The organism is Kosakonia sp. WA-90 (genome assembly GCF_039871955.1).
Taxonomy (GTDB): domain Bacteria; phylum Pseudomonadota; class Gammaproteobacteria; order Enterobacterales; family Enterobacteriaceae; genus Kosakonia; species Kosakonia oryzendophytica.
Window position 1 is genome coordinate 47530 of sequence record NZ_JBDPLJ010000001.1, and the last position, 16082, is coordinate 63611.

Genomic DNA, 16082 nt, shown 5'->3' on the forward strand with positions numbered 1-16082 from the left:
TTTAAATGCATTTAAACGTGCTGAACCGAAAAAATGAACTCCAGGGTGACGAATTCTATATGATATATTTCAGAGGCAGGGCGGGAATTTTTAGCGCAATTCAATTCATACTACTGGTTTCTGGCGCTGATTCAGGTTTATTGTGCTGGATTAGCCGAAATCATGACAATTAAAAGGTGAACATTTTGCTACGTCAATTTCACCGTGTCAAAGTGGAATCCGGATGCTATAAGGATCATAACCCCTCCTGGTGTTTTCGTTGGTGTCATTATGTTAAAGAATATTAGTGTAAGAACATTTATTATTTTATTCCTGATGACGACTTTCATAATTATTGAATTGTTAGTGATCGTTATCTCAAAAAATAGTGTTTTGTTTGCTGCAACCAGCGTCGTTTCACTGACATCCCTGGGGTTATTGTGGCTATATATGACATATTACCTGGTCACGCCAATTAATACCGTCAAAAAAAGTATTGAAGCGGTAACCGCCGGAAATCTTTCTATTGTTATTCCGGAATTCGGTAATAATTGCGCCGGGCGATTGATTCCCGGCATCAACAGTCTTGCCCGCAGCATTGCAGCACTGGTCAAAGAAATTCGTTCCTCTTCGGATGCTGCATTGGATCTGTCGGCGCAGTTGGCCACCCGCAGCGAAGAGCTTTCCGTGAAGACCGAGCAACAATCTGCGTCTCTGGTGCAAACGGCTTCCAGTATGGAGGAGATGGCTTCCAGTACCAAAAATAACGCCGACAATACCCGCCTGGCCAGTAGCCGGGCAAAAGAGGCGAGCGCAAGTGCCCTTAAAGGGGGGACGTTAATGGGCCAGGTGGCGCAGAATATGCAATCTATTACCGACTGCGCCGATCAGATGACAGAAATCATCTCCCTGATTGACGGTATTGCATTCCAGACCAATATCCTGGCGTTGAACGCAGCGGTCGAGGCCGCACGGGCTGGCGATCATGGCAAAGGTTTCTCGGTGGTGGCGGAGGAAGTACGCAATCTGGCACATCGCAGCGCTGAAGCCGCGAAAAACATCAAGACGCTGATCGCCGTAACGACCAACAACGTGACGCAAGGTGCTGCGGTTGTGGGCGAAGCAGAGAAGAATATGCATGACATCGTTTCCGGGGCCAGCGTGGTCAGCAAATTGATGGATGAGATAGCCGTTACCACTCTGCAACAAGAGAAAGGTATTTCACAAATTACGCTGGCGCTGGCTGAACTGGAACAGGTCACGCAGAGCAACGTGACCATGGTTGATGAGCTGGCAGGTTCTTCCGATGTCCTGAAACATCAGGTTGAAGAGTTACAGCACCGTACCGGCAAGTTCCGCCTGGAGGCGGGAGGGCGCGCAGTGGCGACACCTCCGGTGGAGAAACGGCTTGATCCGATACCGGCAGCTGTACCTGCGGTGGGTAATCAGGAACATTTCTGGCACTCATTCTGAGGAGAGGTGTGCTGTCAGACAGGCCCGGGTAACCGGGCTTTTTTGTTTTGTGAAAAAATTTGTTAACAAATTCAGCGTGATGATTGCTTAACGTTTCCATACGGCTAGACTGACAAACAACACCATGTTGATTGTGGAGGCGCTGTGGAAGCCATAACAGGAACCGATGTAAAAGTGCCGGACGCCGTCTTTGCATGGCTACTGGACGGAAAAGGCGGTGTAAAACCGCTGGAAGATGATGATGTCATTACTCAGCGTACGCCGTGCTGGGTGCATCTCAATTATACGAATCCGGAGAGCGCCCAGTGGCTGGCATCGACGCCAGTGCTGCCGAACAGCGTGCGCAATGCGTTGTCGGGCGAAAGTATGCGGCCCAGAGTGAGCCGCATGGGGGAGGGGACGCTTATCACGCTGCGTTGCATCAATGGCAGCACCGATGAGCGACCAGACCAGCTGGTGGCCGTACGTTTATATATGGACGAGCGAATGATTGTCTCGACACGTCAGCGCAAAGTCCTGGCGCTGGATGATGTTGTTAGTGAACTTGAGGAAGGTACCGGACCTGTTGACTGCGGCGGCTGGCTGGTTGACGTTTGCGATGCACTGACCGATCACGCCAGTGAGTTTATCGAGGCGCTGCATGACCGAATTATCGATCTTGAAGATAACCTGCTCGACCAGCAAATTCCGCCGCGCGGTATTCTGGCACTGTTACGCAAGCAATTGATTGTGATGCGCCGTTATATGGCGCCGCAACGTGATGTTTTTGCCCGTCTCGCCAGTGAACGTTTGCCGTGGATGAACGACGATCAGCGCCAACGAATGAAGGATATTGCAGACCGGTTAGGCCGTGGGCTGGATGAAATCGATGCCTGCATTGCGCGTACGGGAGTCATGACCGATGAGATCACTCAGGTGATGCAGGAGTCGCTGGCGCGCAGAACCTATACCATGTCGCTAATGGCGATGGTTTTTTTGCCCAGCACGTTTTTGACCGGACTTTTTGGCGTAAACCTGGGGGGAATTCCCGGCGGTGGCTGGCACCTTGGCTTCTCCATATTCTGCCTGATGTTGGTCGTGTTGATCGGGGGTGTTACCTGGTGGTTGCGGCGCAGTAACTGGCTGTAAAATTTAACGTTTTTAACAAAAATTGAACATAAAAACGCCATGTAACTTGCGCCAGGTCAATATATGACATACCTGTTCAAGGCAATATTTATCTCGCAGGTGAATGCAACGTCAAGCGATGGGCGTTGCGCTCCATATTGTCTTACTTCCTTTTTTGAATTACTGCATAGCACAATTGATTCGTACGACGCCGACTTAATGAGTCGGCTTTTTTTTTGCCTCCGCGCCATGAGCTTCTACCTTTAAGGTGTCACCTGTCCTTTATGGAGGTCAATATGTCGCATCTTACCTTAACGCATCCCGCGAACTCTTTACCCACCGACCCGATCCCGGTCGACCCGGTACCGGTTCCCGATCCGATCCCGCGTCCGCAGCCGTTGCCAGACCCGCCGCCGGATGAAGAACCGATTAAGTTGTCGCGTTAACCGGGTAGATCTGAGAGGATACGCGCCTGCTGAACGTAAGCCTTTTACCACGAGAATATACTGTGACCGCTTTTTCAACGTTGAATACCTTGCCCGCAGCCCAGATCGCTAACCTTCACGAACTGGGCTATCTCACCATGACACCGGTACAGGCCGCCGCGCTGCCAGCCATTCTCGCCGGAAAAGATGTGCGCGTGCAGGCAAAAACCGGGAGCGGTAAAACAGCGGCGTTCGGCCTGGGCCTGTTGCAGCATATTGACGCCAGCTGCTTTCAGACGCAGTCGCTGATCCTTTGTCCGACGCGCGAACTGGCCGATCAGGTTGCCAGCGAATTGCGTCGTCTGGCGCGATTCATGCCGAATATTAAAGTGCTGACACTGTGCGGCGGGCAGCCATTTGGCGCACAGCGTGATTCGTTGCAGCATGCGCCGCACATTATTGTCGCCACGCCCGGTCGTCTGCTGGATCACCTGCAAAAAAACACCGTGTCGCTGGATAACCTGCAAACGCTGGTGATGGATGAAGCTGATCGGATGCTGGATATGGGATTCAGCGACGCCATTGATGAAGTGATCCGCTTTGCGCCGGTCACACGTCAAACCCTGTTGTTTTCCGCTACCTGGCCAGAAGCGATAGCGGCAATCAGCGGTCGGGTACAGCGCAATCCTGAGACAATCGAAATCGACACTGTCGATGCGCTGCCTGCGGTTGAACAACAATTCTTTGAGGTCTCTCGTCACGGCAAAATTAGCCTACTGCAAAAACTGCTCAGCGAGCATCAGCCCGCATCCTGTGTGGTGTTCTGCAACACCCGGAAAGATTGCCAGGAGGTGTGTGATGCGCTGAATGGCGCAGGGCAGGATGCGCTGGCTCTGCATGGCGATCTGGAACAGCGCGACCGCGACCAGACGCTGGTGCGTTTTGCCAATGGCAGCGCTCGCGTGCTGGTCGCCACCGATGTGGCGGCGCGGGGCCTGGACATTAAATCGCTTGAGCTGGTGGTCAACTATGAGCTGGCGTGGGATCCGGAAGTCCACGTTCACCGCATTGGTCGTACTGCGCGTGCGGGAAATAGCGGTCTTGCCATCAGCTTGTGCGCGCCGGAAGAGGCGCAGCGCGCGAACATTCTCAGCGAAATGCTGCAACTGAAGCTGAACTGGCTTACTGCTCCGTCAAATGTCAGGATCGCCCCGCTTGAAGCGGAAATGGCGACGCTGTGCATTGACGGCGGTAAAAAGGCCAAAATGCGTCCGGGGGATGTGCTCGGTGCACTGACCGGAGATATGGGGTTAAACGGCGAGGATATCGGTAAAATCACCGTCCATCCGGCTCACGTTTACGTCGCAGTACGCCAGAGCGTGGCGCGCCAGGCATGGAAACAGTTGCAGAACGGGAAAATCAAAGGCAAGGCCTGCCGTGTGCGGTTACTGAAGTAAATCGGAAAGCCTCTCTGACTCACACATCAGAGAGGCCAGAGGATCACTTCACCTCAATAACGTTAAGTCGCAGCTCGTCCAGTTGCGCGTCGTCATCTTCCGGCTGCCAGCCTGCGGGCTGCAACGGGATCTCTTCGCGATCGAACGCCAGGTCGCCGCCGTTGACCACCTCAGAGTCGTGGTTGATACCTTTAAAGTCGAACAGATTAATGTCGCTCAGGTGTGACGGCACCACGTTCTGCATCGCGCTGAACATGGTTTCAATCCGGCCTGGGTAGCGTTTATCCCAGTCGCGCAGCATATCGGCAATCACCTGACGCTGCAGGTTCGGCTGCGAACCGCACAGGTTACAAGGAATGATCGGGAACCCTTTGGCCTGCGAGAAACGCTCAATGTCTTTTTCGCGGCAGTAAGCCAGCGGGCGGATCACGATATGTTTGCCGTCATCACTCATCAATTTAGGCGGCATGCCTTTCATTTTGCCGCCATAGAACATATTCAAAAACAGTGTTTGCAGGATATCGTCACGGTGATGTCCCAGCGCGATTTTGGTCGCGCCGAGTTCCGTCGCGGTGCGATACAGAATACCGCGACGCAAACGGGAGCAGAGAGAGCAGGTGGTTTTCCCCTCGGGGATCTTCTCTTTAACGATACCATAGGTGTTTTCTTCGACGATCTTGTACTCAACACCCAGCGTGTCCAGATACTGCGGCAGAATATGTTCCGGAAAACCGGGTTGTTTCTGGTCGAGGTTCACCGCCACCAGCGAGAAGTTGACCGGCGCGCTCTGTTGCAGATTGCGCAGGATCTCCAGCATGGTGTAGCTGTCTTTACCGCCGGAAAGACAGACCATGATGCGATCGCCTTCTTCAATCATATTGAAGTCAGCAATGGCTTCGCCCACGTTACGACGCAGACGTTTTTGCAATTTATTCAGGTTGTATTGTTCTTTTTTGTTAATTTCTTGATTTTGCGACATGAAAAAGGCTCAATTCCGGTTTTTAGCGCCAGCCGGTACGGCACCGCTGACAGACATACGCTATTAGGGCAGGATTGTAGCAATGATTTGCGCCGGAGGCAGGCTTTTATCACACTGTGGGAAAGAAGGCGGGGTGGATCCCGCGTGATAGTCTGGCTGCTCCTTTTTCAGGCGAGTTTCTTTTCCGGAAATTTGCCCTTAACCACGCCATCATAAAAGCGACCTTTGGACACCACCGTTAAAAACACCGAGAAAATACGTTCCGGTACGTCGCGATACTGGTAAATGCTGTTGTCATGAAAACGAATTTCGAGGATGCGGTTCAGGCTGTCATAACCTACAGAAGCGATTCGTGACGATGTAACGGAATGATGATGCATAAACGTCGCTCCTTGCAGGTGGCATGAATGCTGATTATTAGTCAGCTTTTTGCCGCTGTCATGCGAAATCCGTGCGTTAAAAAAGCCACCGGCGTTAACCGGTGGCTTTTTACACACTGATGGTTACTCCGCTTGGTTTTTCTCCGCTTTTCCGGCCAGTTGCGCCAGGAAGTCATAGCGTTTTTGCAGATCAACCGCGGCATCTTTCCACAACTGCTCCGCCACGTCCGGCTGTTGTGCGTTCAGGCGACGGAAGCGCTGTTCATTCAGCAGCGTCTCCGCCAGTGCGTCAGATGGCGGGCGGGAATCTAACGCCAGCGGAATTTTACCTTCCTCTTCACGGCGCGGATCGTAGCGGTACAGTGGCCAGAAGCCGGTGGCAGTAAGCTGGCGCATCTGATCATGGCTCAGTGCCAAATCATATCCATGCTCTTCACACGGGCTGTACGCGATGATGAGCGACGGGCCTGGGTACGCTTCTGCTTCCTGAATGGCTTTCACCGTCTGGTTTAGCTGTGCGCCGAGCGAAATCTGCGCGACATAGACATGGCCGTACATCATCATGCTGACGCCAAGATCTTTCCGCGCTTTACGTTTCCCGTGCTCGCCAAACTTGGTTACCGCACCCAGCGGCGTGGCTTTGGAGGCCTGACCGCCGGTATTGGAGTAACACTGGGTATCCAGCACCAGAATATTGACGTTTTCGGTCAGGCTCATTACATGATCCAGACCGCCAAAACCGATGTCATAGGCCCAGCCATCGCCACCGATAAGCCAAATCGATTTCTCAACCAGCGCATCGGCATCCCTGAGCAATTGCTCTGCGCCAGCGACATTCGCCAGTATTGTGCGTAATTGCGCAACTTGCTCGCGTCTGACCTCCGGTGTGGCATCCGCATGCAGCGCCTCATTCAGCTCCGCCGGAAGGGCATCAGCGAACTGATCGATCAGTCGCATAACGCGCTGGCGATGCTGATCGACACTAAGGCGGAAACCCAATCCGAACTCGGCATTGTCTTCAAACAGCGAGTTCGCCCATGCCGGGCCGCGGCCATTGGCATCGGTGGTATAAGGCGTGGAAGGCAGGTTACCGCCATAAATCGACGAACAGCCGGTGGCATTGGCGATCATCATCCGGTCGCCATACAGCTGCGTCAGCAGCTTGATATACGGTGTTTCACCGCAGCCAGAACAGGCACCGGAGTATTCAAACAGCGGCGTAATCAGCTGCGAGGTACGGATATCGATGCGCTCCAGTGTGTTGCGATCGATTTCCGGCAAGTTGAGGAAGAAATCATAATTTACTTTCTCTTCTTCAACATGCTCAAGGCGCGACATCATATTGATGGCCTTGATATCCGGGTTCTGGCGATCTTTCGCCGGGCACACTTCAACGCACAGGTTACAGCCAGTGCAATCTTCCGGCGCCACCTGCAAGACGTATTTCTGCCCACGCATATCGCGGGATTTCACGTCCAATGCATGCAGGCTATCGGGTGCATTTTCCATTGCTTGCGGTGACACCACTTTGGCTCGAATGGCCGAGTGCGGACAGGCGGCGACGCAGTGGTTGCACTGGGTGCAGAGATCCTCTTTCCAGATGGGGATCTCTTCGGCGATATTGCGTTTTTCCCAGCGGGTCGTGCCCACCGGCCAGGTGCCGTCCGGCGGCAGAGCGGAGACCGGCAACGCATCGCCAAGACCGGCCAGCATGGCGGCGGTCACGGTTTTCACAAAGTCCGGCGCAGCATCAGAAACCACCGGCGGACGATGTGCGCTGGTCGGGTCGACGGCTTGCAGCGGAACGTTGAACAACGACTCGCGCGCCAGCGCTAACGCCTGCCAGTTACGCTCCACCAGTTCCTGGCCTTTACTGCTGTAGCTTTTGGCAATGGCCCCTTGCAGTTCCGCCAGCGCGCTATCACCCGGCAACACATGGGTCAGATGGAAGAACGCCATTTGCATTACGGTGTTGATACGCGCCGCCAGACCGCACTCGCGGGCAATTTTTGCCGCATTAATGACATAGAAGCGAGCATTTTTCTGATTAAGCACCGCCTGGACTTCCTGCGGCAGGCGCGCCCATACTTCGTCTGCACTGTAAGGTGTATTCAGCAGGAAGATGCCGCCTGGTTTCAGGCGTTCGGCCATCAGGTACTTATCAATAAACTGTAACTGATGACAACCGACAAAATCCGCCTGTGACACAAGGTAGGCGGAATTGATGGGTTGCTCGCTGACGCGCAAATGCGAGACCGTCAGTCCGCCAGCCTTTTTCGAGTCGTAGACAAAGTAACCCTGGGCATACCACGGCGTGGCGTTGCCAATAATCTTAATATTGTTTTTGGTGGCCGAGACGCTGCCATCGCTGCCCAGCCCGTAAAACAGGGCTTCCAGTTTGGCGCGTGAGGGAAGGGTGTTCTCCGGCAGCGGCAGCGACAGGTTTGTTACATCATCATAAATACCGACAGTGAAGCGGGCTTTGGGTTTGGCGGCGCGCAGTTCGTTGAACACGGCCAGTACGCATTCCGGGCCAAACTCTTTCGACGACAAACCATAGCGACCGCCAATCACGCGCGGCAGCGTTTCGCGCTCGCCATTATTAAAGGCTTCCGCCAGGGCGGTCATCACATCGAGGTACAACGGCTCCGCCTGCGCACCGGGTTCTTTGGTGCGATCGAGCACGGCAAGGGTTCGCACGCTTTCCGGCAGGACAGCGAGCAAATGCGCGGCGCTGAAGGGGCGATACAGGCGCACTTTCAGTACGCCGACTTTTTCGCCGCGCGTCAGCAGTTCATCCACCACTTCTTCGCAGGTGCCAATAGCGGAACCCATCAGTACCATTACGCGATCGGCCTGTGGATGTCCGTAATATTCAAACGGCTGATACTGGCGGCCCGTGGCAGCAGCGAAATCGTTCATCGCCTGTTCAACATGTGCATACACCGCGTTGTACCACGGGTTGGTGGCTTCCCTGGACTGGAAGTACGTGTCCGGATTTGCCGAGGTTCCGCGGATCACCGGATGTTCCGGATTCAGCGCACGTGCGCGGTGTGCATCGATTTCCTGCTGCGGCAGCAAACTGCGGATCGTGTCATCCGACAGCGGCATGATCTTATTGATTTCGTGTGAAGTACGGAAACCATCAAAGAAATGAATAAAAGGGACGCGACTTTTGAGGGTCGCCATGTGCGATATCAGCGCGAAATCCTGTGCTTCTTGTACGCTACTGGCGGCCAGCATGGCGCAGCCGGTCTGGCGGACGGCCATGACGTCCGAATGATCGCCAAAAATAGACAATGCATGTGTAGCAACAGTGCGCGCAGCGACATGCAGCACAAACGGCGTCAGTTGCCCGGCCAGCTTATACAATGTGGGGATCATCAGCAGTAAGCCCTGCGATGACGTAAACGAGGTGGAGAGCGCGCCGGTCTGCAATGCCCCGTGCACGGCGGCAATAGCACCTGCCTCAGACTGCATCTCCACCACCCGGGGCGTGTCCCCCCAGACGTTTTTCAGACCGTTACCCGCCCAGGCATCCGCCTGTTCAGCCATGGTTGAGCTGGGGGTAATGGGATAAATGGCGATAACTTCACTGGTGCGAAACGCAACGGAGGCGACCGCGCCATTACCGTCAATCGTGATCATAGACGATCCTTACATTGCTAAAATAAAAGGGACGCGTATAACAGCGACGAGTCCTGTAATTATTCCTCTATTTTAGCAAACCGCCTGCCGCGCAATTTTCGCTTTTGTGTCCTCAGACATAACGCTAATCAATGAATTGTTTTATTCACCGGCGTTGCAGTGTCAATAAATCGCAAAAAATGTACTCAGGTCGCATAAATACGCATTTCAGCTCTCGACGTATTGCGCTGCGCTGCCTATCATGCATGGGTTTCGCGTTAATAAGAGCCAATTCCATTTGGGCAAGGGGAAGAGAAATGCGTGCTGCGTTTTGGGTAGGATGTACCGCGTTATTGTTGTCGGCGTGCAGTAGTAATGAACCTGTTCAACAAGCCACTGCCGCGCATGTTGCGCCGGGGCTTAAAGCTGCGATGTCGAGCGGTGGACAGGCGAATTGCGCAATGGTTGGCGGTGCATTATCTGCAGCACGTCAGCTCGACGGCACGATGGTTGGCATGTGCGCATTACCCAATGGCAAACGCTGTAGCGAACAGGCGCTTGCCACCGGGAGCTGCGGCAGCTACTAAGCTTTGTTCGCGCGCTTATAGACCAGAGACTGATTGGCGGTCGCCAGCGTCAGTTGATTGTTGGTGAGATCTACCTGCACACCGTTGCTGAGAAGCTCATTGATGGTGTGATCCAGTTCGTTGCGCTGCGGCTCTGCACACAACATCATGGTCATACCCATATGCTTAACGGTCAGCTCGCCGCCGGAGAGTTTCCCCTGGCCGGTAAAGCCGTTGCACATTTTGCCGGAAACACGTAAGTCCTTATCAAAACTGATTTCCGGCAGTTGCCCGGTTAACTGCACCGGTTGGCCGTTAACGGTTTCCAGCACAAATCGCTGGTTCGCCAGTTGCTCTGGTTTCAGGGTATCGCTGCGTGAACTGACGCAGCCAGAAAGCACCGCGCTCAGTGCCACTAAGGTCATGATCTTTTTCATCTCGTCCTCTAAGGGCTTTTCCATCAAAACGCGGCAGTGTATCAGGCCGCGTTGGTGTGTCATCGGGGATTTTCTTAAAGCCGCCCCGTACTGAGGGGCGCGGCAATCAGACCAGTGCGTTCGGGCAGGTTTCGCCGTCACGTAACTGGCGCAGGTTTTCCAGCGTCGTTTCGGAAATGCTGATCAGCGCTTCGGCGGTAAGGAATGCCTGATGGCCGGTAAACAGCACGTTATGGCACGCCGACAGACGACGGAAAACGTCGTCCTGAATCACATCATTAGACTTATCTTCAAAGAACAGATCGCGCTCGTTTTCATACACGTCCATTCCCAGCGCGCCGATTTTCTGCGTTTTCAGCGCATCAATCGCCGCCTGCGAGTCAATCAAGCCGCCGCGGCTGGTGTTGATGATCATTACGCCATCTTTCATCTGCGCAAAGGCGGCGCGGTTAAGCAGATGGAAGTTTTCCGGCGTCAGCGGGCAGTGCAGGGAGATCACGTCCGCCTGGGAGAACAGGGTTTCCAGGTCGACATACTCGACGCCAAGCTCGAGCGCGGCTTCACTCGGATACGGATCAAACGCCAGCAGCCGCATACCAAACCCTTTCAGAATGCGTAATGCGGCAACGCCGATCTTGCCCGTGCCGATCACGCCAGCGGTTTTGCCGTACATGGTAAAACCGGTCAGACCTTCAAGAGAGAAGTTAGCATCACGTGTGCGCTGATAGGCACGGTGAATACGGCGGTTCAGCGCCATCATCATGCCAATGGCATGTTCTGCAACGGCTTCCGGCGAGTAGGCGGGGACACGCACTACCCGGAGGCCCAGTTCTTTGGCTGCCTCTAAATCGACATTATTAAAACCGGCGCAGCGCAGAGCGATAAACTTCACGCCGTGTTTCTTCAACTCTTCTAACACCGGGCGGCTACCGTCATCGTTAACGAATATACAGACGCCATCGCTGCCGTTGGCCGTTTTCGCCGTCCTCTCGGTTAACAGAAAGTCGAAAAATTCAAGCTCGTAGCCATAATCTTTGTTAACATGCTGCAAATACTTTTTATCGTATTGCTTTGTGCTATATACCGCGAGTTTCATAAGACTTTCTCCAATGGTTTACTACCCTTATTATCACGTTTTAAAATTATTATGTAAACATTCAAATTTAATTGATAACGCCAGGTAGGGTTAATGTGCCTGAATTCAGTATAACGGCTGAACCGGGGTCATCCTTAACGGAGATGTCTGAGTGAACTGCGCGCGCCCCAGCAGATGAAAAATGCAATAAACACGCTGATAAGCCAGGGGATTTTCGAACCGTGGAAGTCCTGTTCACCGACATAACTGCCCAGACTGAAACAGGTAAAAACCGTGGCTCCGGCAAACCAACCACGAATCAGTGACGCTTTGGTAAACATAATCAACATCCATAAATAAATGAAACGTCGGCACTATCTGCTTGCGCTACTGAAAATGCAACAGTCAGCGTATTATTAAAGCAGACCGCTGCTTCAAAGGCCTGGCCAGACGTGCCACAATAACGGGCAGAATCGGCTTAATCATAGACAACATCAGGATATTCCCTGCCCATGAAGGGTAAATACAAAGCCGCCATCGCACTGGTTTTATTGTTCATACTGCTGCCGTTAACGCTGCTGCTGACCCTTGCGTACTGGGTGCCGACACTTGCCGGTATCTGGCTACCCTCAGGGACGCGCATCGCGATGGAAACCAGCCCGCGACTGACCCGCCATGCCCTGAAAATCCCTGATTTGCGCTATCTGGTTGGTGACTGCCAGCTTGCACAGATAAAAAATGCGGAGCTTACGCACCCCAGTCGCTGGCAACTCCACATTGCTTCGCTGGACATTGACAGCGCCTGTCTGAACGCACTGCCGGACTCTGAATCCTCTTCCGCACCCCGCACCCTCGCGCAGTGGCAATCGATGCTGCCTTATACCTGGCTGACTGTTGATCGCGTGACGCTGAGCCCGTGGCAGACGTGGCAAGGTAAGTTACAACTCGCTCTGACGCCTGCACTCCAGACGCTGAACTACACCGGGGATCGTGTGGAGGTCAGCGCACGCTTGCGTGGCCAGGCACTGACGGTGAAACGGCTGGCAGTGCGGTTGTTTGACGATCAACCCCCGTTGACGCTCGGCGGCGAGTTTACGCTGCCTGAGATCCCGCAGGGGGTGCCGGTCAATGGCCATATACAGAGCACGTTAACGCTGCCACAGCAGCCAGGGCTGGTGGATACCGATCTGGAGTGGCGAAATAATGAAGGGCAACTGGTGGTGATGGCGCGTGACGGCGGTGATCCGCTGCTGGATCTGCCCTGGCAATTGACCCGCCAGCAACTCACCATTAGCGATGGGCGATGGAACTGGCCCTATGAAGGGTTTCCGCTCAGCGGTCGTGTAGGTTTGAAGATCGAAAACTGGCAACAGGGGCTGGAGAATGCCCTGTTCAGCGGCAGGCTGAACGTACTCACGCAAGGCGATGCGGGCAAAGGCAATGCCGTTCTGACCATCGGGCCGGGCCGGTTAAGCATGGACAACAGCGAGATGCCGTTGCAATTAACCGGGGAAGCAAAGCAGGGCGATCTGGTGTTTTATGCGGTACTGCCCGCCCGGTTGAGCGGTGCGCTTGATGACCCACAGCTGGCGTTCACCCCTGGCGCACTGCTGCGTTCGCGCGGGCGCGTTATTGACTCACTGAATATTGATGAAGTGCGCTGGCCGCTCGCGGGCGTAAAGCTGACACAGCGGGGTATTGACGGGCGTTTACAGGCCATTTTACGCGCCCACGAAAATGCGATGGGCGACTTCCGGCTGCACCTGGACGGTCAGGCGAGGGATTTCTTACCAGATGACGGTCTTTGGCGCTGGCGCTACTGGGGTGATGGGCATTTTACGCCAATGAATGCACGCTGGGATGTCACCGGGCACGGCGAGTGGAAGGATAACGCCATTACCCTGACCGCTCTGTCGACCGGTTTTGACCAGTTGCAATATGGGGGCATGCGCATGACCACGCCAAGACTGGCGTTGGATGCGCCTGTTCGCTGGATCCGTGATGCCGAAAACCCACAATTTGATGGCGCGCTGACGCTGGATGCCGGGCAAACCACCTTTAGCGGCGGTAGCGTGTTACCGCCGTCAAGGTTGAAGTTCCGCGTTGAAGGTACCGAGCCGACGCTGTTCCAGTTCAAAGGTGATCTTCGCGCCGATACCATCGGTCCGGTGCAGGTTAATGGACGCTGGGATGGCGAACGTCTGCGCGGGCAGGCGTGGTGGCCTCGTCAGTCATTGACGGTGTTTCAACCGTTGATCCCCCCAGACTGGAAAATGAAATTGCTCGATGGCGCTTTGAATGCGCAGGTGGCGTTCTCCGCCGCTGCTGGCCAGGGATTTGCTGCGGGCGGCCATGGTGTACTGAAAAGCGGCAGTGTATGGACGCCGGATAATGAGATACGCGGTGTCGATTTCGTGCTGCCGTTTCGCTATCGCGACGCGACCTGGCAATTAGGCACACGCCGCCCGGTGTCGCTGCGTATCGGCGAAATTGTTAACCAGGTGACAGCGAAAAATTTCACTGCGGATTTGCAGGGCGCCTGGCCGTGGAGCGAAGAAAACCCGCTGATCTTAAGTGATGTCAGTGTCGATGCCCTCGGTGGCAAAATCACCATGCAGCAGTTGCGGATGCCGCAGCATGATCCAGCGCTGTTGCGCCTTAACCATATCTCCTCCAGTGAACTGATAAGCGCAGTGAATCCGAAACAGTTTGCTCTCTCCGGGCCGTTCGACGGCGCGCTGCCGTTGTGGCTTGATAATCCGCAGTGGATTATCAAAGATGGCTGGTTGCATAATCCCGGTCCGATGACGCTGCGTATTGATAAAGACACGGCCGATGCGGTGGTCAATGACAATATGGCGGCGGGTGCGGCCATTAACTGGCTGCGTTATATGGAAATTTCCCGGTCGTGGACCAGGATAAACCTCGACAACCTGGGCGTGTTAACCATGCAGGCCACCCTTGGTGGCACCAGTTTTGTCGAAGGGAAGAGCAGTACGGTAAATTTGAACTATACCCATGAAGAGAACGTCTTCACCTTATGGCGTAGTTTACGTTTTGGCGACAATTTGCAGTCATGGCTTGAGCAAAATGCGGCGCTGCCTGAAGCCCGTTGCGCGAAGGGCGAAGTGTGTGAGGAAAGAAAATGAAAACCCTGATAGCCGTGCCGGGCGCTCTGCTGGCGATGCTGCTTTCTGGCTGTACGCCGCGCATAGAAGTCGCGGCACCGAAAGAGCCAATCACCATCAATATGAATGTGAAGATCGAACATGAAATCCACATCAAAGTGGATAAAGACGTTGAAACCCTGCTGAAATCACGCAGCGATCTGTTCTGAGGCCATGATGAAAAAAAGAGTCGTAATGGCATTACTGGCTATGAGCTTGCTCAGTACAACCGCACAGGCGCTGACCCTTGAGGAAGCCCGCACACAGGGGCGGGTGGGTGAAACGCTTACTGGCTATGTGGCGGCCATCAGCAAAGATAAAGAGACGCTGGCGCTGGTTGACCGGATCAACAAAGCGCGAACGGAAAGCTACCAGCAACTGGCGGATCGCAACAACATTCCGGTCGATGATGTGGCAAAAATGGCCGGGCAGAAACTAGTTGAGCGTGCCAAACCCGGTGATTATGTCCAGGGCATTAACGGTAAGTGGTTGAAGAAGTAGCCAGAAGTATCGACCCTATAATGCACCGTTATTGACGTGTACCCTGCGCTGGCGGGGAACGGTGCGCTTTGCGCAGTCGCCGCAGTTTGATGCCATACTGGAAAGCATTCGCGCGGTAGCGAAAGCGTCGATGGCGTGGGAGATGGAATGTCGGGGAGATCCCTCCCACCGGGGGGTGAGAGGGAGAAATATCAGGCGGCGACGAGGCTGTCGATCGCTGCTTTCGCATCGTTTTGCGCTTTGGTCGCCACTTCCGGACCGTAAGCAATGCCTTCGGCGAACACAAAGTTCACGTCGGTGATGCCGATAAAGCCGAGGAACAGTTTCAGGTACGGTGCGACGAGGTCAGACGGAGTATCTTTGTGGATACCGCCGCGGCTGGAAACCACCACCACGCGTTTGCCTTTCACCAGACCTTCAGGACCCTGCTCGGTGTAGCGGAACGTCACGCCAGCACGGGCGACCAGGTCAAAATAGTTTTTCAACTGCGTTGGGATGTTGAAGTTATACATCGGCGCGTTGATAACGATCACGTCATGAGCTTGCAGTTCGGCGATCAGCTCGTCGGACAGCGCCAGCGCTTCCTGCTGACGCGGCGTCAGAGGCGCATCGCTCGGGCGCAGCGCACCAACCAGTTCGCCATCCAGCACCGGGATTGGGTTCGCGGCCAGGTCGCGAACGGTAATCTGATCGGCAGCATGTTTTTCGCGCCACTGTTCAACGAAATAATCTGCCAACTGACCTGACTGTGAGTACCCTGCCAGAATACTGGATTTCAGAACTAATACTTTGCTCATTGGGTGTTTCCTTTGTTGTATTGATGTGGGTTGCCCCGTTTCTTCGTGACACTCTATGCACAATTCGCCCGTGTGAATAGCGCAATATATCGATTCCTATGTTCAAATTTCT

15 protein-coding genes are annotated in these 16082 nt (G+C 54.2%); 8 read left to right on the forward strand and 7 right to left on the reverse strand.

Going from position 1 to position 16082, the window contains the following annotated elements; genetic code table 11:
- The first annotated feature begins 270 nt into the window (after window positions 1-270).
- The 4 genes from ABGA49_RS00235 (at window position 271) to dbpA (ending at window position 4441) form a co-directional block, all read left to right on the forward strand.
- A complete protein-coding gene (locus ABGA49_RS00235; RefSeq protein ID WP_061496132.1) occupies window positions 271-1452 on the forward strand; it encodes a methyl-accepting chemotaxis protein in 1182 nt (393 codons plus the stop codon).
- Window positions 1453-1596: 144 nt separating this feature from the next.
- A complete protein-coding gene (gene zntB / locus ABGA49_RS00240) occupies window positions 1597-2580 on the forward strand; it encodes a zinc transporter ZntB (RefSeq protein ID WP_061496130.1) in 984 nt (327 codons plus the stop codon).
- Between the two features lie 275 nt (window positions 2581-2855).
- Entirely contained in the window at window positions 2856-3005 is a 150-nt protein-coding gene (locus tag ABGA49_RS00245) for a hypothetical protein (RefSeq protein WP_167352643.1), read from the forward strand.
- 62 nt (window positions 3006-3067) lie between these two features.
- On the forward strand, window positions 3068-4441 hold the full coding sequence (dbpA, locus tag ABGA49_RS00250) for an ATP-dependent RNA helicase DbpA (protein ID WP_088237620.1): 1374 nt from the start codon (window positions 3068-3070) through the stop codon (window positions 4439-4441).
- A gap of 43 nt (window positions 4442-4484) precedes the next feature.
- Here the strand turns inward: dbpA and ttcA are convergent, their stop codons facing one another.
- From ttcA to nifJ, 3 genes are all read right to left on the reverse strand, one after another.
- Entirely contained in the window at window positions 4485-5420 is a 936-nt protein-coding gene (ttcA, locus tag ABGA49_RS00255) for a tRNA 2-thiocytidine(32) synthetase TtcA (protein ID WP_061496126.1), read from the reverse strand.
- Between the two features lie 167 nt (window positions 5421-5587).
- On the reverse strand, window positions 5588-5800 hold the full coding sequence (locus tag ABGA49_RS00260) for a KTSC domain-containing protein (RefSeq protein WP_061496124.1): 213 nt from the start codon (window positions 5798-5800) through the stop codon (window positions 5588-5590).
- Window positions 5801-5923: 123 nt separating this feature from the next.
- The gene (gene nifJ / locus ABGA49_RS00265) at window positions 5924-9448 is read right to left on the reverse strand and encodes a pyruvate:ferredoxin (flavodoxin) oxidoreductase (RefSeq protein WP_347664929.1); all 3525 of its coding nucleotides are present in this window, start codon (window positions 9446-9448) and stop codon (window positions 5924-5926) included.
- 296 nt (window positions 9449-9744) lie between these two features.
- Here nifJ and ABGA49_RS00270 point away from each other — a divergent pair, with 296 nt between their 5' ends.
- Window positions 9745-10014 carry a DUF333 domain-containing protein gene (locus ABGA49_RS00270; protein ID WP_347664930.1) on the forward strand — a complete coding sequence of 90 codons (270 nt, stop codon included), beginning with the start codon at window positions 9745-9747 and terminating at the stop codon, window positions 10012-10014.
- Here ABGA49_RS00270 and hslJ read toward each other — a convergent pair.
- The 3 genes from hslJ to ABGA49_RS00285 form a co-directional block, all read right to left on the reverse strand.
- Window positions 10011-10430 (reverse strand): heat shock protein HslJ, encoded by a 420-nt coding sequence (gene hslJ / locus ABGA49_RS00275; protein WP_061500051.1) that lies wholly within the window; start codon window positions 10428-10430, stop codon window positions 10011-10013. The genes ABGA49_RS00270 and hslJ overlap by 4 nt on opposite strands.
- Window positions 10431-10536: 106 nt before the next feature.
- Complete coding sequence (locus tag ABGA49_RS00280) at window positions 10537-11526, reverse strand: 2-hydroxyacid dehydrogenase (RefSeq protein ID WP_061496118.1); 990 nt, start codon at window positions 11524-11526, stop codon at window positions 10537-10539.
- Window positions 11527-11660: 134 nt separating this feature from the next.
- Window positions 11661-11846: a hypothetical protein gene (locus ABGA49_RS00285; RefSeq protein WP_061496116.1), complete on the reverse strand. Its 186-nt coding sequence runs from the start codon at window positions 11844-11846 to the stop codon at window positions 11661-11663.
- Window positions 11847-12017: 171 nt separating this feature from the next.
- Here ABGA49_RS00285 and ABGA49_RS00290 point away from each other — a divergent pair, with 171 nt between their 5' ends.
- Genes ABGA49_RS00290 through ABGA49_RS00300 form a run of 3 tightly spaced genes read left to right on the forward strand, consistent with a single transcriptional unit; the run spans window position 12018 to window position 15173 of the window.
- The gene (locus ABGA49_RS00290) at window positions 12018-14654 is read left to right on the forward strand and encodes a YdbH family protein (RefSeq protein ID WP_347664931.1); all 2637 of its coding nucleotides are present in this window, start codon (window positions 12018-12020) and stop codon (window positions 14652-14654) included.
- Window positions 14651-14842, forward strand: a complete 192-nt coding sequence (locus tag ABGA49_RS00295; RefSeq protein ID WP_134318126.1) for a YnbE family lipoprotein — start codon at window positions 14651-14653, stop codon at window positions 14840-14842. The genes ABGA49_RS00290 and ABGA49_RS00295 overlap by 4 nt, the downstream gene beginning before the upstream one ends.
- A gap of 7 nt (window positions 14843-14849) precedes the next feature.
- Entirely contained in the window at window positions 14850-15173 is a 324-nt protein-coding gene (locus ABGA49_RS00300) for a YdbL family protein (protein WP_088237618.1), read from the forward strand.
- Window positions 15174-15364: 191 nt separating this feature from the next.
- On the opposite strand, the gene azoR is transcribed toward ABGA49_RS00300, so the two are convergent.
- A complete protein-coding gene (gene azoR, locus ABGA49_RS00305; RefSeq protein ID WP_061496101.1) occupies window positions 15365-15970 on the reverse strand; it encodes an FMN-dependent NADH-azoreductase in 606 nt (201 codons plus the stop codon).
- Window positions 15971-16082: the final 112 nt, after the last annotated feature.